The organism is Aquabacterium sp., from assembly GCF_029946005.1.
In the GTDB taxonomy this organism is placed as follows: Bacteria; Pseudomonadota; Gammaproteobacteria; order Burkholderiales; family Burkholderiaceae_C; genus Aquabacterium.
Genome location: NZ_JAQSDR010000002.1, coordinates 75,992 through 98,729, shown reverse-complemented (window position 1 = coordinate 98,729; position 22,738 = coordinate 75,992). Strand labels below are relative to the sequence as shown.

At 64.2% G+C, this 22,738-nt stretch carries 20 protein-coding genes; 10 read left to right on the top strand and 10 right to left on the bottom strand.

The genetic code is table 11. The features are described from left to right. The 5 genes from PSV38_RS00800 to PSV38_RS00780 are packed head-to-tail and all read right to left on the bottom strand — an operon-like array spanning window position 1 to window position 6,743. Complete coding sequence (locus tag PSV38_RS00800) at window positions 1-1,158, bottom strand: acyl-CoA dehydrogenase family protein (RefSeq protein ID WP_300543736.1); 1,158 nt, start codon at window positions 1,156-1,158, stop codon at window positions 1-3. Continuing rightward, window positions 1,155-2,183, bottom strand: a complete 1,029-nt coding sequence (locus PSV38_RS00795; RefSeq protein WP_300543734.1) for a CoA transferase — start codon at window positions 2,181-2,183, stop codon at window positions 1,155-1,157. Before PSV38_RS00795 ends, PSV38_RS00800 begins: the two co-directional genes overlap by 4 nt. Continuing rightward, window positions 2,180-4,336, bottom strand: a complete 2,157-nt coding sequence (locus PSV38_RS00790; protein WP_300543731.1) for a 3-hydroxyacyl-CoA dehydrogenase NAD-binding domain-containing protein — start codon at window positions 4,334-4,336, stop codon at window positions 2,180-2,182. The genes PSV38_RS00795 and PSV38_RS00790 overlap by 4 nt, the downstream gene beginning before the upstream one ends. Window positions 4,337-4,353: 17 nt before the next feature. Then, window positions 4,354-5,559 carry an acetyl-CoA C-acetyltransferase gene (locus tag PSV38_RS00785; RefSeq protein WP_300543729.1) on the bottom strand — a complete coding sequence of 402 codons (1,206 nt, stop codon included), beginning with the start codon at window positions 5,557-5,559 and terminating at the stop codon, window positions 4,354-4,356. A 29-nt stretch (window positions 5,560-5,588) separates the two neighbouring features. Further along, window positions 5,589-6,743, bottom strand: a complete 1,155-nt coding sequence (locus PSV38_RS00780) for an acyl-CoA dehydrogenase family protein (protein WP_300543727.1) — start codon at window positions 6,741-6,743, stop codon at window positions 5,589-5,591. 184 nt (window positions 6,744-6,927) lie between these two features. Here PSV38_RS00780 and PSV38_RS00775 point away from each other — a divergent pair, with 184 nt between their 5' ends. The 3 genes from PSV38_RS00775 (at window position 6,928) to PSV38_RS00765 (ending at window position 8,858) form a co-directional block, all read left to right on the top strand. Continuing rightward, window positions 6,928-7,548, top strand: a complete 621-nt coding sequence (locus PSV38_RS00775; RefSeq protein ID WP_300543725.1) for a TetR/AcrR family transcriptional regulator — start codon at window positions 6,928-6,930, stop codon at window positions 7,546-7,548. A gap of 103 nt (window positions 7,549-7,651) precedes the next feature. Beyond that, window positions 7,652-8,062 carry a PilZ domain-containing protein gene (locus tag PSV38_RS00770; RefSeq protein WP_300543723.1) on the top strand — a complete coding sequence of 137 codons (411 nt, stop codon included), beginning with the start codon at window positions 7,652-7,654 and terminating at the stop codon, window positions 8,060-8,062. A gap of 121 nt (window positions 8,063-8,183) precedes the next feature. After that, window positions 8,184-8,858: a PilZ domain-containing protein gene (locus PSV38_RS00765; protein ID WP_300543720.1), complete on the top strand. Its 675-nt coding sequence runs from the start codon at window positions 8,184-8,186 to the stop codon at window positions 8,856-8,858. A gap of 6 nt (window positions 8,859-8,864) precedes the next feature. Here the strand turns inward: PSV38_RS00765 and PSV38_RS00760 are convergent, their stop codons facing one another. Then, the gene (locus PSV38_RS00760) at window positions 8,865-9,437 is read right to left on the bottom strand and encodes a YceI family protein (RefSeq protein WP_300543717.1); all 573 of its coding nucleotides are present in this window, start codon (window positions 9,435-9,437) and stop codon (window positions 8,865-8,867) included. A gap of 147 nt (window positions 9,438-9,584) precedes the next feature. Here PSV38_RS00760 and PSV38_RS00755 point away from each other — a divergent pair, with 147 nt between their 5' ends. Then, window positions 9,585-9,917: a hypothetical protein gene (locus PSV38_RS00755; RefSeq protein ID WP_300543714.1), complete on the top strand. Its 333-nt coding sequence runs from the start codon at window positions 9,585-9,587 to the stop codon at window positions 9,915-9,917. Here the strand turns inward: PSV38_RS00755 and PSV38_RS00750 are convergent, their stop codons facing one another. After that, window positions 9,918-10,349, bottom strand: a complete 432-nt coding sequence (locus PSV38_RS00750; protein WP_300543711.1) for a MerR family DNA-binding transcriptional regulator — start codon at window positions 10,347-10,349, stop codon at window positions 9,918-9,920. A gap of 121 nt (window positions 10,350-10,470) precedes the next feature. Between PSV38_RS00750 and PSV38_RS00745 the strand changes: the two genes are divergently transcribed. From PSV38_RS00745 to PSV38_RS00720, 6 genes are read left to right on the top strand one after another with little or no spacing between them, the layout of a single operon-like run. After that, window positions 10,471-11,415: an SDR family oxidoreductase gene (locus tag PSV38_RS00745; protein WP_300543709.1), complete on the top strand. Its 945-nt coding sequence runs from the start codon at window positions 10,471-10,473 to the stop codon at window positions 11,413-11,415. 2 nt (window positions 11,416-11,417) lie between these two features. After that, window positions 11,418-13,028: a carboxyl transferase domain-containing protein gene (locus tag PSV38_RS00740; protein ID WP_300543707.1), complete on the top strand. Its 1,611-nt coding sequence runs from the start codon at window positions 11,418-11,420 to the stop codon at window positions 13,026-13,028. A gap of 30 nt (window positions 13,029-13,058) precedes the next feature. Continuing rightward, the gene (locus tag PSV38_RS00735; protein ID WP_300543704.1) at window positions 13,059-14,213 is read left to right on the top strand and encodes an acyl-CoA dehydrogenase family protein; all 1,155 of its coding nucleotides are present in this window, start codon (window positions 13,059-13,061) and stop codon (window positions 14,211-14,213) included. Window positions 14,214-14,216: 3 nt separating this feature from the next. Next, the gene (locus tag PSV38_RS00730; RefSeq protein ID WP_300543702.1) at window positions 14,217-15,035 is read left to right on the top strand and encodes an enoyl-CoA hydratase-related protein; all 819 of its coding nucleotides are present in this window, start codon (window positions 14,217-14,219) and stop codon (window positions 15,033-15,035) included. Next, on the top strand, window positions 15,029-17,041 hold the full coding sequence (locus tag PSV38_RS00725) for an acetyl/propionyl/methylcrotonyl-CoA carboxylase subunit alpha (RefSeq protein WP_300543699.1): 2,013 nt from the start codon (window positions 15,029-15,031) through the stop codon (window positions 17,039-17,041). The genes PSV38_RS00730 and PSV38_RS00725 overlap by 7 nt, the downstream gene beginning before the upstream one ends. After that, window positions 17,038-17,928 carry a 3-keto-5-aminohexanoate cleavage protein gene (locus PSV38_RS00720; RefSeq protein WP_300543696.1) on the top strand — a complete coding sequence of 297 codons (891 nt, stop codon included), beginning with the start codon at window positions 17,038-17,040 and terminating at the stop codon, window positions 17,926-17,928. Before PSV38_RS00725 ends, PSV38_RS00720 begins: the two co-directional genes overlap by 4 nt. 13 nt (window positions 17,929-17,941) lie before the next feature. Here the strand turns inward: PSV38_RS00720 and PSV38_RS00715 are convergent, their stop codons facing one another. From PSV38_RS00715 to PSV38_RS00705, 3 genes are all read right to left on the bottom strand, one after another. Continuing rightward, window positions 17,942-19,492, bottom strand: a complete 1,551-nt coding sequence (locus PSV38_RS00715; protein WP_300543694.1) for a PAS domain-containing methyl-accepting chemotaxis protein — start codon at window positions 19,490-19,492, stop codon at window positions 17,942-17,944. Between the two features lie 132 nt (window positions 19,493-19,624). Further along, complete coding sequence (locus tag PSV38_RS00710) at window positions 19,625-20,257, bottom strand: response regulator transcription factor (protein ID WP_300543690.1); 633 nt, start codon at window positions 20,255-20,257, stop codon at window positions 19,625-19,627. Beyond that, window positions 20,254-22,659: a PAS domain S-box protein gene (locus tag PSV38_RS00705; RefSeq protein WP_300543687.1), complete on the bottom strand. Its 2,406-nt coding sequence runs from the start codon at window positions 22,657-22,659 to the stop codon at window positions 20,254-20,256. Before PSV38_RS00705 ends, PSV38_RS00710 begins: the two co-directional genes overlap by 4 nt. Between the last annotated feature and the right edge of the window lie 79 nt (window positions 22,660-22,738).

The following is a 22,738-nucleotide window of genomic DNA, read 5'->3' as shown; positions in this document are numbered from 1 at the left end:
TCACAGGCCCAGTTGCTTGGCGATGATCTCGTTCATGATTTCATGCGTGCCGCCGCCGATGGACAGGATGCGGTTGTCACGGTACAGGCGCTCGACCAGCGATTCGCGCATGTAGCCCATGCCGCCGAAGATCTGCACGGCTTCGTAGGTCACGTAGTCGGCCACGTCGGTGGCGAAGTTTTTGGCCATGGAGACCTCGGTGATCGCTGGCTTGCCCGCCTGCATTTGCGCGGCGCAACGGTACGAGTACTCACGCGCAATGCTCACGCGCGTGGCCATCTCGGCCAGCTTGTGGCGGATGACCTGGTGTTTGGCCAAGGGCTTGCCGAAAGTCTCGCGGGTTTTGACATAGGCCATGCATTCTTCCAACGCCAATTGCGCAGTCATGTAGGCCATGACCGCCAGTGACAGCCGCTCGGCCTGGAAGTTCATCATGATCGTGAGGAAGCCGGAGTTCTCGGGGCCCAGCAAATTGCCCACGGGCACGCGGCAATCGCTGAAGAACAGCTCGGCCGTGTCGGAGGCCCACCAGCCCATTTTTTTGAGCGGCTGGCCAACCGAGAAGCCCGGTGTGTCGCGGTCGATCAGTAGCAGCGAGACGCCCGCGTAACCAGCCTCGCCGGTGCGCACGGCCACGGTGTAGTGGTCGGCGCGCGTGCCCGAGGTGATGAAGGTCTTGGCACCGTTGACGACGTAGTGGTCGCCATCCTTGACGGCGCGGGTGCGCAGGTTGGCCACGTCGGAGCCGCCGCTGGGCTCGGTGATGGCCAGGGCGGCGATCTTGTGGCCGCTGAGCACGCCGGGGACCACGCGTTGCTGCAGTTCTTTGGAGCCCACGCGCCACACGGGCGGCAGGCCGATGTCGAGCGAACCCAGGCTGGCCACGAGGCCGCCAGAACCGCTGCGCATCAGCTCTTCGCTGACGGCCAGCTTCAGGAAGACGTCGTGCTCGCCCGTTCCGCCCCAGGCTTCAGGGTGGCCGATGCCCAGCATGCCCAGATCGGCCACTTGCTTGTACAGCTCGCGCGGAAAGGTGCCGGCCTCTTCCCAGTCGTTGATGTGCGGCTTGATGACCTGGTCAACGAAGCGCTTGGTGGCGTCGCGGGCCTGGCGGTGCGTGTCGTTGAAGTAATCAACGAATGGCGATGAGTCGGTCATGGTGTGATGGTCCAGGGCTGGCGAGCCTGCTCGTCGGTGAACAGGGGGTGGGCTTGGGCCTCACCCAAGGTGAGCACGGGGGTGACGCAGGCGTCGACCTCGGCGAAGCGTTCGGCCCAGTGGGACAGGGGCTGCGTGGCGATCAACGCGGCCAATTGATCGCGCAGTTGGTTTGATTCTGGCGAGTTGGGCATGAGACCCCGTTGCCAGTGTTGCTGGGACCAGTCGGGCTGTTGCAGCACGTCGCAGGTGGCTTTCCAGAACTTGTGTTCCAGCGAGCCGATGGCCAGCGAGCGGCCATCTTGCGTGGTGTAGAGGTTGTAGCAGGGCAGGGCGCCATTGAGCAGGTCTTCGCGTGCGCCGGGCAGCTTGCCCAGCATGGGTGCGAGCATCGCGCCGGTGGCTTGTGGCATGACCTGGTGGGCCCACAGGCCGTGGGTCATGCTGACATCGACATGGCAGCCGATGCCGGTTCGCTGGGCGCTGAACACCGCCGCCAGCGTGGCGATGCAGGCCATGGAGCTGCCGCCCGCCAGATCACCCCACTGGATGTTGGACAAGGTGGCCTCGCCCTGCGCGCTGCGCATCTGGTCGAGCGCGCCGGACATGGCCATGTAGTTCAGGTCGTGTCCGGCACGGTGGGACCACAAGCCTTGCTGGCCGTAGCCCGTGATTGAGCACATGACCAACTTCGGGTTCAGGACCTTCAGGGTTTCAAAGTCCAGGCCCATGCTGGCCATCACGCCAGGCCTGAAGCCTTCAAGCAGCACGTCGGCGCTGGCCAGCCAGTCGCGCAGTTGAGCGCGGTCCGACTCCAGCTTGAAATCGAGTGTGCGGCAATCCTTGCCGTCGTTCAAGGACTTGAACAGCGGGCCCAGCGCACGCGCCGGGTCGCCTTCAGGCGGCTCGACCTTGATGACCTCGGCCCCCAGGTCCGCCAGCATGCGCGTGGCGAAGGGGCCGGGCAGGTTGCGCGTGATGTCGATCACTCGCAAGCCTGACAGCAAGTGGCTGCCTGCCATCATGCGCCGGCGTCTTCGAAGCGACCGCCTTCTTGCGCCTGCTTGACCACGATGGCCGCGGGCTCGAAGCGCGGGCCATACTTCGCGGCCAGTTCGCGAGCGCGTTCCACGAAATGCTTGGCGCCCACGGCGTTGATGAACTGCAACGCCCCGCCCTGGTTGGGCGCGAAGCCCCAGCCGAAGATCGAGCCGATGTTGGTGTCGGCCACCGAACGCACGACCTTCTCTTCGTAGCAGCGCGCGGCTTCATTGGCCTGGGCATAGAGCATGCGGTCCACCAGTTCTTGCTGCGAAGGCTGATTGGCCACGGGCGGGTAGACCTCCAGCAGGCCGGGCCACAGTGACTTCTCTTTGCCGCTGTAATCGTAGAAGCCCTTGCTGGCCTTCTTGCCGATGCGCTCAAGTTCGCCGCCAATCTTCTGCACCACGGCAAAGCCCGGGTGGATGGCGGGCAGCGGACCGCCTTCGGCGATCAAGTCCTTCTTGGTGGTCTCGGCGATGTACAGCGACAAGCTCAATGACACTTCATCTTGCAGGGCCAGCGGCGGCATGGGCATGCCCGCCTTCATGCCCGCCACTTCGATGGAGCGCGGGTGCACGCCTTCGCCCAGCATGGCCATGCCTTCCATGATGTAGGTCGTGAACACGCGAGAGGTGTAGAAGCCGCGCTTGTCGTTGACCACGATGGGCGTCTTGCCGATCTGCAGCACGTAGTCGAAGCCACGCGCCAGGGTCTCGTCCGACGTCTGCTTGCCAACGATGATCTCGACCAGGGGCATCTTGTCCACCGGCGAGAAGAAGTGCAGGCCCAGGAAGTTGGCAGGCCGCGCGCTGGCCTTGGCCAGGCCCGTGATGGGCAAGGTCGAGGTGTTGGACGCGTACACGGCAGTGGCCGGGATCACGGCTTCGGCCTTTTGCGTGCAGACGGCCTTGATGTCGCGGTCCTCGAACACGGCCTCGACAATCAGGTCGCAGCCAGCCAGGTCGTCATAAGACGTGGTGGTCTGGATGCGCGCCAGCAGCGCGTCACGCTTGTCCGGCGTGCTGCGGCCACGGGCCACGGCCTTGTCCAGCAGGCCTTGCGAATAGGCCTTGCCCTTGTCGGCGTTGTCTTGCGTGGTGTCCAGCAGAACCACGTTGATGCCGACCTTGGCCGACACGTAGGCGATGCCCGCGCCCATCATGCCGGCGCCCAGGATGCCGACCTTCTTGACCTGGCTCTCGGCCGGGCCCTTGGGGCGCGACTGGCCCTTCTTGATGGCGTTGAGCTGGTGCCACAGCGTGCCGATCATGTTCTTCGAGGTCTGCGACACCACACAGGCGGCGAAGTAGCGCGACTCGATCTGCGAGCCGACATCGAAGTCCAGCAGGCAGCCTTCGAACAGGCAGGACATGATGTGCGTGATGGCGGGGTAGTTGCCATGCGCCTTGGCATTGGCCATGGACGGCGCGATGGCCAGCACCTGCACCACGGCCGGGCTCTTGCTGTCACCACCGGGGATGCGGAAGCCTTTGACGTCCCAGGGCTGCGAGGCCTTGGGGTTGGCGGCGCACCAGGCGCGCGCCTTGGCCAGCAACTCGTCGCGCGATGAAGCCAGCTCGGTCACCAGGCCCATCTCTTTGGCCTTGGCCGCGGTCAGTTCCTTGCCTTGCGTGATCAGCTCAAAGCTCTTCTGGATGCCGATCATGCGCGGCAGGCGCTGCGTGCCGCCACCACCGGGCAGCAGGCCCAGCTTGACTTCGGGCAGGCCCAGCTTGAGCTTGGGATCGTCCAAAGCGATGCGGGCGTGGCAGGCCAGCGCGATCTCCAGGCCGCCACCCAGGGCCGTGCCGTTGAGCGCCGCCACCACGGGCTTGCCGCACTTTTCCATGCGGCGCAGCATGCCCTTCAAGTCTTCGCAAAGCTTGAAGGCTTCTTCGGCGGTGGTGATCTGCGTGAGCTGGTCAATGTCGGCGCCGACGATGAAGGTGGGCTTGCCTGAGGTGATGACCAGGCCCTTGATGGACTCGTCGGTTTCAAGGCGTTGAACCAGTTCGGCGAAGGGCTGGACCAGTGTGGGGTTCAGCACGTTCATCGCGCGGCCGGGCATGTCGATGGTGACCAGGCCGATGCCGTTGGCGTCGATGTCAAATGTGAAGGCTTGTGGTTGAGTCATGGTGTGTGCCTCGGGGATCAGACGCGTTCGATGATGGTGGCGATGCCCATGCCGGCACCGATGCACAAAGTGGCCAGCGCGGTGGACTTGCCGGTGCGCTCCAGTTCGTCCAGGGCCGTGCCCAGGATGATGGCGCCCGTGGCACCTAGCGGGTGGCCCATGGCGATGGAGCCACCGTTGACGTTGACGCGGTCCATCGACACGCCCAGGTCGCGGGCGGTCTTCATGGGCACGGTGGCGAAGGCCTCGTTGATTTCCCACAGGTCGATGTCGCCCGGGGTCATGCCTAGCTTGTGGAGCGCCTTTTGGCAGGCGGGCGTGGGGCCAGTCAGCATGATGGTGGGCTCGGAGCCGATGACCGAGCACATGCGCACCCGGGCCCGTGGCTTGAGGCCTGCCTTGATGCCGGCTTCCTTGCTGCCCAGCAGCACCAGGGCGGCGCCATCGACGATGCCCGACGAGTTGCCCGCGTGGTGGCTGTGGATCACCTTCTCGATGGTGGTGTACTTGTCGAGCGCGGTGGCGTCAAAGCCCATGGCGCCCATCATCTCGAACGAGGGCATCAGCTTGGCCAGCGACTCCACCGAGGTGCCGGGGCGAACGGTTTCATCGCGGCCCAGCATCAGCAGGCCGTTGAGGTCCTTGACGGCCACGATGGATTTGTCGAAACGGCCCTCGGCCTGCGCCAGGGCGGCGCGGCGGTGGGACTCGGACGCGTACGCATCCAGGTCGGCGCGGCTGAAGCCTTCCAGTGTGGCGATCAGGTCGGCGCTGATGCCTTGAGGCACGAAGGCGGTGCCGCTGTTGATGCGCGGGTCCATGACCCAGGCGCCGCCGTCGCTGCCCATGGGCCAGCGGCTCATGGATTCGACGCCACCAGCCACGATCATGTCTTCCATGCCCGAACCGATGCGTTGAGCCGCCTGGTTCACGGCTTCCAGGCCGGAGGCGCAAAAGCGCGACAGCGTCACGCCCGAGACGGATTGCGCCCAGCCAGCGTCGAGCACGGCGGTGCGCGCGATGTCGGCGCCTTGCTCGCCCACGGGGGTCACGCAACCCAGCACCAGGTCATCCACCAAGGAGGTGTCCAACTGGTTGCGGCTTTGCAGCGCCAGCAGCAGCGTGCGCAGCAGCCACACAGGCGTGGCCTGGTGCAGGCTGCCGTCTTTCTTGCCTTTGCCGCGCGGTGTGCGCACGGTGTCGAAAATGTAGGCTTCGGTCATGGAGAAGCTCCTTGCAAAAGGTAAAGGGATCAGAGGAAGCGCGAAGCCAGCTCTTTCATGATTTCATTGGTGCCGCCGTAGATGCGTTGCACGCGCGAATCGGCCCACAGTCGGGCGATCGGGTATTCCTTCATGTAGCCGTAGCCGCCGAAGAGTTGCAGGCATTCGTCGATCAGCTTGCACTGGTTGTCGGTGATCCAGTACTTGATCAGCGCGGCGCGGTCCACGCCCAGCTTGCCTTGCAGGTGCTCCACCATGGCGGCATCGACCAAGGCGCGCGAAGCCAGTAGCAGGGCCTGGCATTCGGCCAGCTTGAAGCGGGTGTTCTGGAAGCTGAAGATGGGCTTGCCGAAGGCCTTGCGCTCTTTGGTGTATTCGAGCGTGACCTTCATGGCCAGTTCCATGGCAGCGATGCCGGCCAGGGCAACCAACATGCGCTCTTGCGGGAGTTGTTCCATCAGCTGGAAGAAGCCCATGCCTTCAGCGCTGCCGATCAGGTTCGTGGCGGGCACGATGACGTCGTCGAAGAACAGCTCGGAGGTGTCCTGGGCGTCCATGCCGATCTTGTCGAGGTTGCGCCCACGGCGGAAGCCGGGTGCTTCGTTGGTCTCGACCACGAACAGCGAGATGCCTTGCGCGCCCTTGTCCTTGTCGGTCTTGGCGACCACGATCACCAGGTTGGCCAACTGGCCGTTGGTGATGAACGTTTTGCTGCCGTTGATGCGGTAGGTGTCGCCTTCCTTGAGGGCCAGCGTGCGCACGGCCTGCAGGTCGGAGCCGGTGCCCGGCTCGGTCATGGCGATGGCGCTGACCAGCTCACCGGTGGCCAGGCGCGGCAGCCAGCGCTTCTTCTGTTCTTCGGTGCCGTAATGGAAGATGTAGGGCGCGACGATGCCCGAGTGCAGCGAGCCGCCGAAGCCGCCGATGGCCGCCTCGCCCTGGGCCAACACCAGCGCGGCTTCGTGGCCGAAATCACCGCCGCCGCCGCCATATTCTTCAGGGGTGGAAGCGCACAGAAACCCGTTGGCGCCAGCGTCAAGCCAGGCCTGGTGGTCCATCACGCCGGCGTGGCGCCAGGCTTCGTCTTTGGGGCCCCATTGCTCCTTGAAGAAGCGTGTGGCCGATTCGAACACCATCTTGTGTTCATCGGTCATCCAGGCCGCGGGGAAATTTTGAATCGCCATGTGGTGTGTCCTCGGTCGCGATGTGGTAATTTGGATTACCGTTTTGTGGGGCCGCCCCTGAAGGGTTCGCAAAGTCTGGCGATGTTGGCGGCAGCCTCCTGGCTTGGCAAGTGGCAATCGTCAGGATTCCACGCGTTTGAATCATTTGGTAATATTGATTTCCATCCCGGAAAGACCGCACGCCATGAGTTCAGATGCCCTTGACGACCGGCAGGTCATGTTGGCCACGATGCGCCCCGACACGCTCAAGCGCATCGAGAAGGCCGTGCTGGAGTTGTTCTCGCGCCAGGATTTCCACGAGGTGAGCCTGCTGGACGTGGCCAAGTCGGCCAATGTGTCGCTGCAGACCATCTACAAGTACTTTGGCAGCAAGGAAACCTTGGTCTACGCCATGCTGGACGTGATGCTGGGCCGCCTGGCCGAACGCATGATCGACCACTTGCAAGGCATCGACGACGCGCGTGAGCGGCTGCGAAAAACCTGCTGGGTCACGCTGGACTACATGGACAAACACCCGGCCGTGATGCTGTTGCTGTTCACCGCGGTGCCGGTGTCGCGGCACAAAAACATCCGCATCTACGAAAGCCCCGAGCTGATGGGAGCCTTTTTGGGGGTGTTCAAAGATGGTCAGCAGCGCGGGGTGCTCAACAACCAGGTGTCCAGCAAGATCCTGCTGGACGTGTTCATGGGCATCATCGGCCGCGTGGTGCTGATGCACATCGTGCGGCGCGAGGATCGCTCCCTGATCGACCAGTTCGACGAGCTTTTCAACATCCTGTGGCGGGCCATGTCGTCGCCGGAGTAGGCAATCGCGTCGATTTTCCCGCTGATGCGGGCAGATACTCGTCAGGCGGGGCGTTTCATGAATAAAATGTGAGCGCTTGCCTTCGCTTTACAAGGGTAATCCCATGAGCCGCTTGCCTCCACTGGCCCACGACCAGCCCGATGCCGCCGACGCGGCGGGCACGGCGTCCAGCCGACGGATTCATGCTCGCTTGGCCATCAGGCGGCCCATTGGCCTGATCATGTCCGACGGCAGTGTCCGCTCGGCCACCACGGTCGATGTCAGCCAAGTCGGGTTGTCCATGACCACCGACAAGCCCGTCGCACCGGGGAGCAAATGCCAGGTGCGCCTGGAATGGCAGTCGGGCGACGCCTTGCAGTCGTTGGAGTTGACGGCCAAATCGGTCTATTCCTCCTACACCTCGCCCAAGAACTTTCGAATCGGCCTGGTCTTCCTGGAGGCCCAAGGGGTGGATCTGTTCCTGCAGGAGTTGACCGGTTCGGCGGCCAGTCCTGCGTCCAAGAGCAAGCCCTGACTGACCGGTCAAGCCCACCCTCAGCACGTCGATGGGTTCGCCGACATGCAACACCTCCCTGCGGTTAAAAGAACAGAATGAGCGCAAACCCAAACTGCCGTCATTCAATCTGAGAGGGCTTATGCCAAACGACAACAACCAAGCCCCGGTCACTGAAGTGGGATTGCGATCGCTCAAACTGCGCCCTGGCGTGGCCTTGCAGACGCAAGGTGTCGCGCCTGGTTCGCCCAAGAAGGAGGCGCAGTTCCTGGCCGCCATTGAAGGCAAGGGCGTGATGGTGGGGCCCCATGCCGCGTCCAGCGGCAAGGCCTCGCCCCTGAAGGCGGGAGAGGAATACACCGTGCAAGGCTTCACAGGGCAGCACGATTTCTCGTTCAAGGCTCAGGTCATCCAGATCTTCGAAGTGCCCTTTGTGTACGCGCTGCTGGTCTACCCCAAGGTGGTCCAGGCCCGTCTGGTGCGCCGCTCACTGCGCATGAAAACCTCCTTGCCGGCGAAGCTGTCCTTGGCGGGTGGCAGCGGTGCCATCAATGCCACGTTGATCGACGTGAGTCCATTTGGGGCCATGGTGCATGCGCCCAGCCCCGTCGGGGTGATTGGCGACGTGGTCAACCTGGCCGTGGGGGTGAATTTCGAGGGCGAATTGGTGGGGCTGGAGATCCCCGCCAAGCTGTGCCACAGCCACAAGGCCGAGGCCGGTGATGGGGTGCACGTGGGCATGTCTTTCAAGACGGTGTCGCAGCGCGACAGGCTGATCCTGCACTACCTGGCCCAGTCATCGACCGAAGCCGTGTGAGTCTCCTCAAGGGGCTTGGACCGCCTCGACCTGGATGCGCAGGGCCACGTCCATCTTGAAGCCATAAGGCTTGCCGGCATCGATGCCGAAGTCATCGCGGTTGATGGAGGCTGAGGCATCGGCGCCGCACAAATCACGCTTGAGCATGGGGTGCGGGATGCACTTGAAGCTGTTGACCTTGAGCACCACGGGCTTGGTCACGCCATGCAGCGTCAGTTCGCCGACCACCTGGGTGGGCGCGCCGTTGACGAAGGCGTCCAGCTTGCCCTTGTAGCGGACATGAGGGTATTTGGCGGTGTCGAACAGCTCGGCGCTCTTGGCCTTGTCGTTCATGATGTCCAAACCAAAGTCCACGCTGTTGGCATCGATGGTCACGTCGATCGTGCCGCTGCCCTTGGCCTTGTCCAGGGTGACCTGGCCACTGGTCTTGTTGAACTTGCCGCGCCACACCGAGATGCCCATGTGGTCGGCCTCGAAGCTGGGGAAGGTGTGGGTGGGATCGATGGTGTAGGTGATCGGGGCGGCCGAGGCTGCGCCGGTGGCCAGGGTGCACAGCAGCGCGCCAAGAAGCTTGTTCATGGGGAGTCCTCTCTGGTGATGAAGGGGCCCAGTTTAATCACGGCGACACCCGGGTTGAAGGGTGGGAAAACCGGGGCTTGATCCGGGTCTTTCCGTCCCTATATGCTGAGGGTGCCCACGCAAGTTCTCGAACAGGAGTTGTCCGTCATGACTCAGCCATCCCCCAGGGCGGGTTCCGCCCAGTTGTCGATCATCGAAACATTGGCCTATGCGCTGGAGCGCGTCGAGCGCGGCTTCAGTTCGGTCAGCGCGCTGCAGTACCAGCAGTTGACGGCGCGCCTGGTTGAGGCGCTTCGCACGGCGGGGCCGGGCGTGTCGCTGCAAGCCTTGCTGGATGCGTTTCCCGCCACGGCGGAGTTGTACGAGAACGTGAATTACGAGCGCGCCGGCCTGTGCCGCTCGCCCTTGCAAGCCAGCTCGGATGCCGAGGTGATGGCGCGCACGGTTTTGGCCCGCGCGCGTTGCGCCGAAGGCTGCTGATCAGCGCGTTTTGGTTTTCGACGACGAGCGCTTGCTGTCCAGCATCTGGCGGCTGCGCTCGTTGATCAGCCGCAATTCGGCGAGCGAGGTGTCGATCTCGGCACGCTTGGATTCCAGGTCGCGGATGGCCGCGTCGGTGGTCTCGATCACGTAGGTGAGTTGCTGCACGCGGCCTTCACCCTGGTCGCCATACATGTCGAGGTAAACCTTGACCTCGGACAAGGGCATGCCCAGTGACTTGGCGCGCAGGATGCGCGACAGGCGGGCGCGATCCACCTTGGAATACACCCGCGTGCCATTCAGGCGGCGCGGCGCCAGCAAGCCCTTGGTTTCGTAAAAGCGCAGGGTGCGGGGCGAGACCTCGAAGGCTGTGCACATCTCGGCGATGCCCATCAGGGCCTCGCTGTCGCCAGGGGTCTTGTCTTCCGTCATCCGCGCATTATGGACGATGCCTTCCCCATGGGTTCGAGGGATTACCCAATGGTGCAGCTTGTTGACGTTAACGTCAGCATGGCCTACAGTTTGTGCTGATCCCTCAACACCAGCCCAGGTCATGACGCATTCTGCCGACGCCCAGTCTTCGAAGCCCCATCACTACGACAGCGTTCTCAAGCCTGGCTTGTTCCAGGGCGAGGTGCACGTCATCACCGGGGGCGGCAGTGGCATTGGACGCTGCGTGGCGCACGAGTTGGCCGCCCTGGGCGCCACCGTGGTCATCACCGGCCGCAGTGTTGAGAAGCTGACCAAAGTCACGGCCGAGATCCTGGAGGATGGTGGCAAGGTTGATTCCATCGCCTTCGACATCCGCGACGAAGAAGCCGTGAAGAACGCGGTGAAAGAGATCGTGGCCAAGCATGGTCGCATCCACGGCCTGGTCAACAACGCGGGTGGGCAGTTCCCCTCGCCGATGGAGGCGATCTCCAAGCGCGGTTTCGAAGCGGTCGTGGCCAACAACTTGACGGGCGGTTTTCTGATGGCGCGCGAGGTTTACCTGCAGTCCATGCAGAAGCAAGGTGGTGCCATCGTCAACATGACCGCCGACATGTGGAACGGCATGCCGGGCATGGCGCACTCGGGCGCGGCGCGCGCGGGCATGGTGAACCTCACCAAGACGGCGGCCTTTGAATGGGCCGGTGCCCGGGTGCGCGTCAATGCGGTGGCGCCAGGCTGGATTGCTTCCAGCGGCATGGACGCCTATGGTCCGGCCATGGCGCCCGTCATCCGTGGCCTGAAAGACAACCTGCCGATGCGCCGCATGGGCCTGGAGGCCGAGGTCAGCGCGGCCATCTGCTTTTTGCTGAGCCCGGGCTCGACTTTCATCACCGGCATCACCTTGCCGATCGATGGCGGCGCGCCTTTGCACAGCGCGACCTGGCCCTCGATGGGGGGCCAGCCCGCACCGGCCTTCGATGGCTTCCACCGCTCCAGCGTGCCCAAGGTGCTGCAGGACATTGCGGCGCAAGACGCCCAAGATCAATCCAAGAACGGGAAAGCCTGACCATGCCAGCTCTGCGTTCCGCCTTGAACCCCAAGGCCGAGGCCTTTCAGAACAATGTGAAGCGGATGAGCGAGCGCCTGGCCGAGGTGCAGGGGCTGGAAGAACAGGTGCGCCGCGAGTCGGCCGCCAAGCGCGAGAAGTTTGACAAGCGCGGCCAGTTGTTGCCGCGTGAACGCGTGGCCCGTTTGCTCGACCGCGACTCGCCCTTCCTGGAGCTGAGCACGCTCGCGGGCCTGCGCATGCACGACGACGACGGCAAGAAGAATGTGCTGGGCGGCGGCACCATCATCGGCATCGGCATTGTGGGTGGCAAGCGCTGCCTGGTCACGGCCAGCGACAGCGCGCTCAAGGGGGGCACGATCTCGCCCATGGGCTTGAAGAAAGCACTGCGCGCGCAAGAAATTGCCCGTGAGAACAAGCTGCCCATCATCTGCCTGGTGGAAAGCGGCGGCGCCAACCTGATGTACCAGAGCGAGATCTTCGTGGAAGGCGGGCGCAGCTTCGCCAACCAGGCGCGCTTGTCGGCCATGGGCATCCCGCAGATCGCGGTGGTGCATGGATCATCGACCGCTGGTGGCGCTTACCTGCCGGGCCTGTCGGACTACGTGATCCTGGTGCGCGACCATTCCAGCATCTACCTGGCCGGCCCGCCTTTGGTGAAAGCCGCCATTGGCGAAGACACGACCGATGAAGCTTTGGGCGGTGCGCAGATGCACGCCGAAGTGACGGGCTTGGGCGAGTACCTGAGTGAGGACGATGCGCACGCGCTGGCCTTGTGCCGTGAGCTGATCGACAAGTTGCAATGGGACAGCGTGCCTGCCGCCGTGGCGGTGCCCGCGCCCTTGTTCGATGAAGAAGAGCTGCTGGGCTGCATCCCTGCCGATGACCGAGAGCCCTTCGACACCCGCGAGGTCATCGCCCGCATCGTCGATGGTTCTGACTTCCTCGAATTCAAAGCCAACCTGGCACCCGAGACCTTGTGTGGCCATGCCCGCATCAATGGGCACCTGGTTGGCATCCTGGGCAACAACGGCCCCATCCAGCCGAATGGTTCGACCAAGGCCGCGCAGTTCATCCAGCTGTGCGACCAGAGCGGCACGCCTTTGCTCTTCTTGCAGAACACGACCGGCTACATGGTGGGTTCGGCGGCCGAGCGCGCTGGTGCGATCAAGCACGGCGCCAAGATGATCCAGGCCGTGGCCAATGCCCGTGTGCCCAAGCTGACCATCGTGCTGGGCGGCTCGTTTGGTGCGGGCAACTACGGCATGTGCGGCCGGGGATTCGACCCGCGCTTCATCTTCTCGTGGCCCTCGGCGCGCACGGCGGTGATGGGCGGCGCGCAAGCGGCCAAGGTCATGGACATCCTGACCCGCAGCAAGCTGGAGCGCGCGGGCCACCCGGTCAATGAAGACATGCTCAAGGGCATGTCCGATGTGTTGCGCGACCGGCTGGACGAGGAATCGGCGGCCCTGTTCGGCACGGCCCGCCTGTGGGACGACGGGATCATCGATCCACGCGATACACGCCGCGTGTTGTCGATGTGCCTGGACCTGGTCAAGGAAGCCGCACAACGCAGTTTGAGATCGAACACCTTTGGCGTGGCACGCCTTTGACCTGACGCTAGAACCCGAGGAGACAACCCCATGAAATTCACGCCCGAACACATCCAGCTGGCCGACACCGTCAAGCGCTTCTGCGAGCAAGAGATCAACCCACACGTCAAGGAGTGGGAAGAAGCCGAGATCTTTCCGGCGCACGAGGTCTTCAAGAAAATGGGCAACTTGGGCCTGCTGGGCGTTAAGTACGACCCGGCCTATGGCGGCATGGGCCTGGACTTCTCGTACTCGATGGTGGTGGCCGAGACCCTGGGCGCGATCCCTTGTGGTGGCGTGCCCATGGCCATTGGCGTGCAGACCGACATGTGCACCCCGGCCCTGGCCCGCTTTGGCTCCGATGAACTCAAGCGCGAGTATTTGGCCCCAGCGATTGCGGGCGACATGGTGGGCTGCATTGGCGTGAGCGAGGCCGGGGGCGGCTCCGATGTGGCAGCTTTGAAGACCACGGCCCGCAGCGATGGCGACGACTACGTCATCAACGGTTCGAAGATGTGGATCACCAATGCGATGCAGGCCGACTGGTGCTGCCTGCTGGCCAACACCTCCGAAGGCAAGGTGCACGCCAACAAGTCGCTCATCATCGTGCCGATGGATGCCAAGGGCATTGAGAAGCAGAAGATCAAGAAGATCGGCATGAACTCGTCGGACACCGCTCAGATCTTCTTCGACAACGTGCGCGTGCCCAAGCGCAACCTGGTTGGCGTGGAAGGCACGGGCTTCATGATGCAGATGCTGCAGTTCCAGGAAGAGCGCCTGTATGGCGCGGCCAACTCGCTGAAGATGCTGGACAACCTGATCGATAAAACCATCGAGTACTGCAAAGAGCGCAACACCTTTGGCAAGCCTTTGATCGATAACCAAGTCATCCATTTCCGCCTGGCCGAGCTGCGCACCGAGGTCGAATGCCTGCGTTCGCTGACCTACCGTGCGGTCGATGAGTACATCGGGGGTGCCGACGTGACCCGCCTGGCCTCGATGGCCAAGCTCAAGTGCGGCCGCTTGATCCGCGAAGTGGCCGACAGCTGCCTGCAGTATTGGGGCGGCATGGGCTTCACCTGGGACAACCCGGTCTCGCAGGCCTACCGCGATGGCCGTCTGGTGTCCATAGGTGGTGGCGCCGACGAGATCATGCTGGGCATCATCGCCAAGCTTGAAGGCACTTTGCCCAAGAAGGCCCGGTAAGCCATGACGCCGTCTTCCACGATGAACACGCTGTTGTTGCAGCAATCGGGCGGCGTGTTGAGCATCACGCTCAACCGCCCCGAAGTGCGCAATGCCATGTCCCTGACCATGGTCAACGAGCTGATCCAGGCCTTGGCCCAGGCGGAGCAAGACCCAAGCGTGCGCGTGGTGGTGCTGCGCGGCGCGGGGGGGCACTTCTGCGCTGGGGGCGATCTGCAGGACATGGCCAAGGCGCGCATGGCCTTGCCCGAGCCGGGCGTGGACGCGGCCGCCGAGGTCAACGCGCAGTTTGGTCGCTTGTGCCTGGCCTATGCCCGATCAAGCCTGCCCATCATCACCGCGCTGGAAGGCACCGTGATGGGCGGAGGCTTTGGCCTGGCCTGCGTGTCCGATGTGACGCTGGCCTTGGGCAACGCGGTGTTCCGCTTGCCCGAGACCTCGCTGGGGGTGATCCCTGCGCAGATCGCACCCTTCCTGGTTGAGCGCATCGGCTATGCCGAGGCCAAGCGCCTGTCGGTGACGGGCGGCAAGGTCTTGGCCGCGGAAGCCTTGGCGATCCGCCTGGTGCACGAAGTGCATGCCGATGCGGCCTCGCTGGACGCGGCTTTGCGCGAGGTCATCGAGCGCATCATGGGCTGCGCGCCCGGGGCCATCGCCGCCACCAAGGCCTTGCTGGCCCGCACCCGCTTTGAGCCACCTCAAGACCTGATCCAGGACGCCGCCGCGATGTTCTCGCGCGCCGTGCAAAGCCCCGAAGGCGTGGAGGGCACGACGGCCTTCATCCAGAAACGCAAACCCAACTGGGTGCCGCCAGCATGCTGACCAAAATCCTCATCGCCAACCGCGGGGAAATCGCCTGCCGCGTGATCCGTACCGCGCGCAAGCTGGGCTACCGCACCGTGGCCGTTTACAGCGATGCCGACGCGCAAGCACCCCACGTGGACCTGGCCGACGAGGCCGTGCACATCGGTGGTTCGGCGGCGAGCGAGTCCTACCTGCGCATCGACGCCATCCTGGAGGCCGCGCGCAAGACCGGCGCCGATGCCATCCATCCCGGTTACGGTTTCCTGTCCGAGAACGAAGCCTTTGCGCAAGCCTGTCTTGAGGCGAACGTGACCTTCATCGGTCCACCGCCGCAGGCTATCCATGCCATGGGCGACAAGGCACGCGCCAAGAAGCTGATGATCGAGGCCAAGGTGCCGACCGCGCCGGGATACCTGGGCGAGAACCAGGATGATCAGCACCTGATCAAGGAAGCCGAGAAGTTGGGCTACCCCTTGCTGGTCAAGGCTGTGAGCGGTGGTGGGGGCCGGGGCATGCGCCTGGTCCACGCCAAGGACGAACTGGCCCAGGCCATCGTCAGTGCCCGCCGCGAAGCGCAAAGTGCCTTTGGCGACGGCACCCTGATGCTGGAGCGCCTGATCGAGAACGGCCGCCACATCGAGATCCAGGTGTTCGCCGATGCGCACGGCAACGCGGTCTACATCGGCGAGCGCGATTGCAGCGCGCAGCGCCGCCGCCAGAAGGTGATTGAAGAGGCGCCATCGCCCATCGTGAGCGCCGAGATGCGCGCCAGCATGGGCCGCGATGCCGTGGCCGCCGCGCTGGCCATTGGCTACCGGGGCGCGGGCACCATCGAGTTCATCGTCGACGCCGATTTGAACCACTACTTCCTGGAGATGAACACCCGCCTGCAGGTCGAGCACCCGGTCACCGAGATGATCTCGGGCCTGGACCTGGTGGAGTGGCAGTTGCGCGTGGCCGCAGGCCAGCCTTTGCCCTTGAAGCAAGACCAGATCACGCTCACTGGCCACGCCATCGAAGCCCGCCTGTACACCGAAGACCCTTACGCTGATTTCGCACCGCAGACTGGCCCGATCCGCTGGTGGCGCCCGGAACGTGCGCTGCACGACGGCGTGCGCATCGACGGCGGCATCCGCGAAGGCGGCGAGGTTTCGCCTTTTTACGATCCCATGGTGGCCAAGCTCATCGTGCATGGCCGCGACCGTGACGACGCCATCCGCCGCCTGATCGCCACGCTGGACGACGCACCCCTGCTAGGCCTGCGCAACAACAGCCGCTTCTTGCGCGACCTGATCGACCACGCCGCTTTCCGCGACGGCGCCATGACCACGGCCTTGATCGACCAATGGGGCTTGGACAAGCAGCCCATCCTGAACCGCCCGGTGGCCAGCCAAGAGGCCTGGCTGATCGCCGCCGCTGCGTTTGCGCTGAAGGGCCGCAAAGACGCACGCGCCCTGAGCCTGCGCTCGGCCAGCGTCACCGACTACGAACTGAAACTGGCCTGCGATGGCGTGCAGCACCGCCTGCACATCCGCCCCGGACCGCAAGGCGCGATCACGCTGAGCATCGACACGGACCTGGCCGCGCACACCCTGCGCGTCATTGGGCACGAAGGTGATGAGCAAGGCGGCACCCTGCGCTACGAGATCGATGGCGTGCGCAAGCGAGTGCTGGCCGTGTGGATCGACAGCGCGCTGCACCTGGTCATCCAGGCCGCCACCTTTGTATTCGCCGAGGTCTCGCCCTGGCCCAGCAAGGACGTGGCCAACGACCCCAGCCGCGCGGTTTCGCCCGTGGCCGGCGTGGTGGCGCAGCTGCTGGTCAAGCCCGGTGACACCGTCACCGAAGGCCAGCCGCTGCTCAGCGTTGAAGCCATGAAGATGGAAATGTGGCTCAGCGCGAAGGCGCCAGGCGTGGTCAAGGCCGTTCACGTTGCCGTGGGCGAGCAAGTGCAATCCCAGGCCCTGCTGGTTGAGATCGAACTCAGCCAGCTGGACCTGACCGACACCTCAAAGGAATCATGATGGACAAAGCCATCCTCACGTGCGCGCTCACTGGCGTGTTGACCGACCCCGCCCAGCACCCCGTGCCTGTCACCGCCTCAGAGATGGCCGCCGCCGCGCGCGAGGCCTATGACGCGGGCGCCTCGATCATGCACGTGCACCTGCGCCAGCAGACGCCCGGCATGGGCCGCTTCCCATCATGGGATCCCGAGGTCGCGGCCGAGATCGACACCGCCATCCGCGCAGCCTGCCCCGGCGTCATCATCAACCTGACCACCGGCGTGATGGGCCCGGACATCTCCGGCCCGGTGGCCTGCATCCGCCGCGTGCGCCCCGAGATCGCCGCCTGCAACGCGGGCAGTCTGAACTACCTCAAGATCAAGGAGAACGGGCAGTGGGCCTGGCCGCCCATGCTCTTCGACAACACGGTCGACAAGATCAAGGGCATGCTGGATGTGATGCACGAGACGCACACCCGCCCCGAGTTCGAGTGCTTCGATGTGGGCATCGTGCGGTCAGTGGGCATGTTCCGCAAGGCCGGCATGACCGAGCACCTGGAGTACAACTTCGTGATGGGCGTGGCCTCGGGCATGCCGGTGGATGCCGAGCTGCTGGCCCTGCTGGTCAAGTACCGCGAGCCTGACACCGTCTGGCAGACCACGCTGATTGGCCGCGAAGAGATCTGGGCCGTGCACCAGGCCACGGCCGACCTGGGCGGCATGCTGCGCACTGGGGTTGAGGACACCTTCTACCTGCCCGGCGGTGAACGCACCTCTGGCAATGGCCCGTTGATCGAGGCCCTGGCAGCCTGCGCCAAACGCGCTGGTCGCGAGGTCGCTTCACCCCAGGAAGCCCGCGCCATGCTGGGCCTGCGCGCTCAGGCGTTGCACGGCGCCCTGGCCCCGTGAGGCCACGCCAGGCCTAGTCCTGGCTGTACACCGCCACGGCCTCCACCAGGCGCTCGGCCTGCGACTTCAGGCTCTCAGCGGCGGCAGACGATTGCTCGACCAGCGCCGCGTTCTGCTGGGTCATCTGGTCCAACTGCGACACGGCCACGTTGACTTGGCGGATGCCGGTAGATTGCTCCAGCGTGGCCGATCCAATCTCGTTGATCATGTCGGCCACGCGCTTGACGTGGCCCACGATCTCGTCCATGGCTTCACCCGCATGGTCCACCAGTTGCGTGCCGGAGGCCACTTTCTCAACGCTGTCGCCAATGAGGGACTTGATCTCCTTGGCGGCATCGGCCGAGCGCCGCGCCAGGACGCGAACCTCCCCGGCCACCACGGCAAAGCCACGTCCCTGTTCGCCCGCCCTGGCGGCTTCCACGGCCGCGTTCAGCGCCAGGATGTTGGTCTGGAAGGCGATGCCATCGATCACGCCGATGATGTCGACGATCTTCTTGCTGGCCGATGAGATGGCCTGCATGGTGCCCACCACCTGGCCCACCACCTGCCCCCCCTTGGCGGCGGCGTCTCGGGCACTGCCCACCAGCACGGTGGCCTGTTGAGCGGTGTCGGCGTTGCTGTTGACGGTGGCCGTCATCTCCTCCATCGAGGCGGCGGTCTCCTGCAAATTAGCGGCTGCCTGCTCGGTGCGTGAACTCAAGTGGTTGTTGCCCTGAGCGATCTCGGTGCTGGCCGTGCGCACGCCCGAGACCTGCTGACTGACATCGTCCACCAGGGAGCGCAAGTTCAAGCCGGATTGATTCACCGCGCGCAGGATCATGCCGATTTCATCCACGCGGTTCAGGTGGATGTTCTCGGCGGGTTGTCCCGCCGCGACGTTCAGCGCTTGCGCCTGGATCACGGCCAGGGGCTTGGCGATCTGGGCGTTCAACCACCCGCCCACCACCAGGCAGGCCAGGGCCATGCCCAGCGCAAACAGGGCCAGCGCGCCGCCGCCAAGACCCAGGGTCAACGCCCCGGCCAGGCCGGTGGCCCCCAGCACGCCCACGCCCAGGCGGAGCCGCCAGCGCACCGGCATGGTCTGCAGGGCCGATGTCCAGCCCCACAGGCCCGTGCGCACCAGCAGGCCCTGGTGAAAAGCACGCTGACCCGCCTTGCCCTCGCGAAAGGCCCGGTAGGTCTCCTCGGCTTGCTTGACCTCGTCGCGCGTGGGCTTGGTCCGCACGGACATGTAGCCCATGGTCTTGCCGTTGCGGATCACCGGCGCGGCGTTGGCGCGCACCCAATAGTGATCGCCATCCTTGCGCCGATTCTTGACCAGCGCGGTCCATGACTTGCCCGCCTTGAGCGTGCGCCACATGTCGGCAAAGGCCTGTTCGGGCATGTCGGGGTGGCGCACCATGTTGTGCGGCTGGCCCAGGATTTCCTCGCGGGTAAAGCCACTCACCGAAATGAATGCCGCGTTGGCATAGTTGATGTGGCTTTGGGTATCGGTCGCGGACATGAGGATCGCGTCGGCCGGAATTTCGTACTCGCGTTGGGTGACAGGCAGGTTGACACGCATTTGAACCATCCCTTATTAGTCTCGGTGCAGTCATGGTTTCACGGACATCGAAGCCCGTGCAATCAGCAAACGAGGGTTTGATCCATCAGCGAATCCGGAATGTTCATTCAGGAAGTCCTGAATGACAGGGCCTCAGACCAACAAGCCCTGCTCTGACGCGTACAACACCAGCTCGCTGATGTTCTGAATGCCCATCTTTTGCATCAGGCGGGCCTTGTGCGTGCTCACGGTCTTGGCCGACAGGTGCAGTTCCAGGGCAATGTCATTGATGCTTCGGCCCCGGGCGATCGCCATGAAGATGCCGAACTCCCGGTCTGACAGCAGGCTGTGGGGCACGGCCGAGTTGACCAGCGATGAGCTGAACACCAGCTCGGTGGCCAGCCTGGGATCGATGAAATGCTTGCCGCTCGCGACCTGCCGGATGGCGGCAATCAGGGTCTCGGGTTCATTGTCCTTGGTCAGGTAACCTGAGGCGCCCGCCTTGATGATGCGCGACGCGATCTGGCCTTCGGCGTGCATCGAGACAACCAGAATCGGCACCTGGGGGACCAGGGACTTGATGCGTTTGACCAGGTCCACCCCATTGGGGCCGGGCATCGACAAGTCCAGCATGATCAGATCGGGCGCGTCGGCGCGCAGCATCTCCAGCACTTTCCAGCCGTCCGAGGCCTCGCCCACCACCGACACGCCTGGCGCCTGGTGCAGCACCTGCTGCAAACCGCGGCGAACCAGCGCATGGTCGTCGGCAATCAGGACGCGGATCATGCGTTAGCCCCTTGCGCCAATGGGACGAGCACTTGAAGCGTCGTGCCACCCAACGTGCGGCGTGCGATGGTCAGTTCACCACCGAACTCCAGGGCACGTTCGCGCATGCCAATGATGCCGAAGGCCTTCTTGTGGGGTGTGGGCAAAGGGTCGAATCCGATGCCGTTGTCGCAGGCTTGCAGCAGCAAGTCCATGGCCTGCAGGCTGAGGGTGACTTGCACGTGTGTTGCCCGCGCATGGCGAGCCACATTATTGAGGGCTTCCTGCAGGATGCGGAAGATGGCCGTGGCGCGCTGATCGTCCAGCTCGATCGACTCGTGAGCGCAGATGAGCGAACCTCGGATGCCAGTGCGTCGCTCAAACACCGCCAGCGCCCATTCAGCCGCCGCCACCAGGCCCAGGTCCAGGCAGGCGGGCCGCAGGGCGGTCGACACATCGCGCACCACCTCAATGGTTTCATCGATGGTCTCGGTCATGCGCTGCACGCGCGCCATCATCTCAGGGTGAGCTTTGCAGCAATTCGCGCCCAGTAGCACGGTCTCCATGCGCAGGGCGGTCAGGTGCTGGCCCAGGTGGTCGTGGATTTCGCGCGCGATGCGCGTGCGCTCTTCTTCGCGCAGCTTGTCATTGTGAGCGGCCAGATCACGCAGGGCCTGGCGAGACAACAACAACTCTTGCTGGCTGGCATGCCAGTCGCTGATGTCCTGGACTGTGCCGACCACCTCGACCACCGCTCCGAAGGCATCGCGGACCATCTCGGCTTGCTCGCGGACCCAACGCACCTCGCCGGCCGAGATGATGCGGTGCCGGATGTCATAGCGTGCGCCCAGCAGGGCCTGTCGCCAGGCCTGGTCGACAGCTTCTCGGTCCTGCGGGTGGATGCAGCTCAGAAAGAATGGGTAGTCCACCGAGGTGCCAATGGGCACACCGAAGATGCGGTGGGTCTCGGCGCTCCATTCGATGTGGTGGTTGTTCAGGTCGTAGCGCCAACTGCCCACCTGGGCCACGGCTTGCGCACGCGCCAGATTGGCTTCGCTGTTGACCACCTTGGCCTCGGCGGCCACGCGCTCACCGATGTCACGCACGGTGGCGATGTACTCCCGGGTGCGGTCGTGCGTGGGCGTTTCAATGCGTTGGCAACTGGCCTCCGCCCAGGTGATCTGGCCGTCGGGCCGCTGCAGTCTCAGTCGCGCCAGGAAGGCCCGTTCACCGGCTTCGGCCGCGGCAAAAGCTTGCCGCGCGAGGGGCTGATCCTCCAGCACGCAGAAATCGAAGGCGCTGGATCCCAGGATGGCGTCTGGGGGCAGGCCGAGCAGCGTCACGCAGGCAGGAGAGACATAGTTCACCACCGCGTTGGAGGACAGGCGCAGGATCATGTCGGACGAGTTGTCGGCCAGCATCCGGTAACGTTCCTCGCTTTCACGCAGGCTCTTGGCCACTGCGTGGCGGGCGCTGATGTCTTGCGCATTGATGACCTGGTACCGAACCTGGCCTCGCTCGTCTTTCACGGCGGTGATGTCCAGAAACACCGGGAACTGGCTGCCATCCTTGTGCAGATGCCAGGTCTCCCAAAGGTGGTGACCTTCGTCATGGGCTCGGCAGATGTGCTTGTCCAGATCAGGGCGGGCCTGCGGGGCAAAGACGTCGGCCATGGGGCGCCCGGTCAGCTCGGCCACGGTGAAGCCGTGCATCTGGGCAAAGGCGGGGTTCATCTGCTCCAGCGTCTGGCCGTCGGCGCTGCTGACCACCACGCCCCATTTGGCGTTGTCGAACACATCCTGCCAGCGGTTGAGGGTGGCCATCAGGTTCTTGCGTTCCGTGGTGTCGGTGAACATCACGACGGCCCCGGTGATCTGGCCATCTTCCCAGATGGGGGCCGCCACGATGTCAACGTGCACGGGGTAACCGTCTTTGTGCCAGAACGCCTCGTCGATCGAATGCCTGATGAGGCCATCGCGCAGCACTTCGAAGGACTCGCACTCTTGCGCGGGGTAGGGCGAACCGTCCAGGCGCTTGCTGTGGACCAGCTCATGCATCACCTGCCCTCGCGCCTCTTCCCAGGCATGGCCCAGCAGTTTTTCGGCTGCAGGGTTCCACAGGGTGATCCGGCCCTGGACGTCCAGCGCGCAGATGCCGTCGCCGGCGTACTTGATGACCAGTGACCAGCGTGTGGATGAGCGCAGCAGGTCATCTCGGGCCTGGTGCACCTTTTGAGCCATGGGGTGCAACACCACGCCGACCAGGGCCATGCCTGCACCCATCAGCGCGAACAGCGCAGTGCAGGCCATCAGCAGCACCCGGGCATCGGTCTGGTGGCGCCATACCGACGCACCGAGCACGCCTGTCGTGACCACGAGCAGGCCCCCCGCGACTTGCACCCATTTTTTTACTGCCAATGACATCATGCAAGCGAGGCTGATCCTGATCGTCTAACGCGCGGTTCTTATTTTCCAGGGGTGGACCCGATGTTGGTTGGCTTTA

What these genes read in the sequence shown, in the direction of transcription:
- PSV38_RS00765 (WP_300543720.1), top strand. Translation starts at nt 8,184, where the DNA reads ATGCCAAACGACAACAACCAAGCCCCGGTCACTGAAGTGGGATTGCGA.
- PSV38_RS00735 (WP_300543704.1), top strand. Translation starts at nt 13,059, where the DNA reads ATGAAATTCACGCCCGAACACATCCAGCTGGCCGACACCGTCAAGCGC.
- PSV38_RS00760 (WP_300543717.1), bottom strand. Translation starts at nt 9,437, where the DNA reads ATGAACAAGCTTCTTGGCGCGCTGCTGTGCACCCTGGCCACCGGCGCA.
- PSV38_RS00745 (WP_300543709.1), top strand. Translation starts at nt 10,471, where the DNA reads ATGACGCATTCTGCCGACGCCCAGTCTTCGAAGCCCCATCACTACGAC.
- PSV38_RS00770 (WP_300543723.1), top strand. Translation starts at nt 7,652, where the DNA reads ATGAGCCGCTTGCCTCCACTGGCCCACGACCAGCCCGATGCCGCCGAC.
- PSV38_RS00720 (WP_300543696.1), top strand. Translation starts at nt 17,038, where the DNA reads ATGATGGACAAAGCCATCCTCACGTGCGCGCTCACTGGCGTGTTGACC.
- PSV38_RS00750 (WP_300543711.1), bottom strand. Translation starts at nt 10,349, where the DNA reads ATGACGGAAGACAAGACCCCTGGCGACAGCGAGGCCCTGATGGGCATC.
- PSV38_RS00730 (WP_300543702.1), top strand. Translation starts at nt 14,217, where the DNA reads ATGACGCCGTCTTCCACGATGAACACGCTGTTGTTGCAGCAATCGGGC.
- PSV38_RS00775 (WP_300543725.1), top strand. Translation starts at nt 6,928, where the DNA reads ATGAGTTCAGATGCCCTTGACGACCGGCAGGTCATGTTGGCCACGATG.
- PSV38_RS00715 (WP_300543694.1), bottom strand. Translation starts at nt 19,492, where the DNA reads ATGCGTGTCAACCTGCCTGTCACCCAACGCGAGTACGAAATTCCGGCC.
- PSV38_RS00705 (WP_300543687.1), bottom strand. Translation starts at nt 22,659, where the DNA reads ATGTCATTGGCAGTAAAAAAATGGGTGCAAGTCGCGGGGGGCCTGCTC.
- PSV38_RS00785 (WP_300543729.1), bottom strand. Translation starts at nt 5,559, where the DNA reads ATGACCGAAGCCTACATTTTCGACACCGTGCGCACACCGCGCGGCAAA.
- PSV38_RS00800 (WP_300543736.1), bottom strand. Translation starts at nt 1,158, where the DNA reads ATGACCGACTCATCGCCATTCGTTGATTACTTCAACGACACGCACCGC.
- PSV38_RS00790 (WP_300543731.1), bottom strand. Translation starts at nt 4,336, where the DNA reads ATGACTCAACCACAAGCCTTCACATTTGACATCGACGCCAACGGCATC.
- PSV38_RS00740 (WP_300543707.1), top strand. Translation starts at nt 11,418, where the DNA reads ATGCCAGCTCTGCGTTCCGCCTTGAACCCCAAGGCCGAGGCCTTTCAG.
- PSV38_RS00780 (WP_300543727.1), bottom strand. Translation starts at nt 6,743, where the DNA reads ATGGCGATTCAAAATTTCCCCGCGGCCTGGATGACCGATGAACACAAG.
- PSV38_RS00725 (WP_300543699.1), top strand. Translation starts at nt 15,029, where the DNA reads ATGCTGACCAAAATCCTCATCGCCAACCGCGGGGAAATCGCCTGCCGC.
- PSV38_RS00795 (WP_300543734.1), bottom strand. Translation starts at nt 2,183, where the DNA reads ATGATGGCAGGCAGCCACTTGCTGTCAGGCTTGCGAGTGATCGACATC.
- PSV38_RS00710 (WP_300543690.1), bottom strand. Translation starts at nt 20,257, where the DNA reads ATGATCCGCGTCCTGATTGCCGACGACCATGCGCTGGTTCGCCGCGGT.
- PSV38_RS00755 (WP_300543714.1), top strand. Translation starts at nt 9,585, where the DNA reads ATGACTCAGCCATCCCCCAGGGCGGGTTCCGCCCAGTTGTCGATCATC.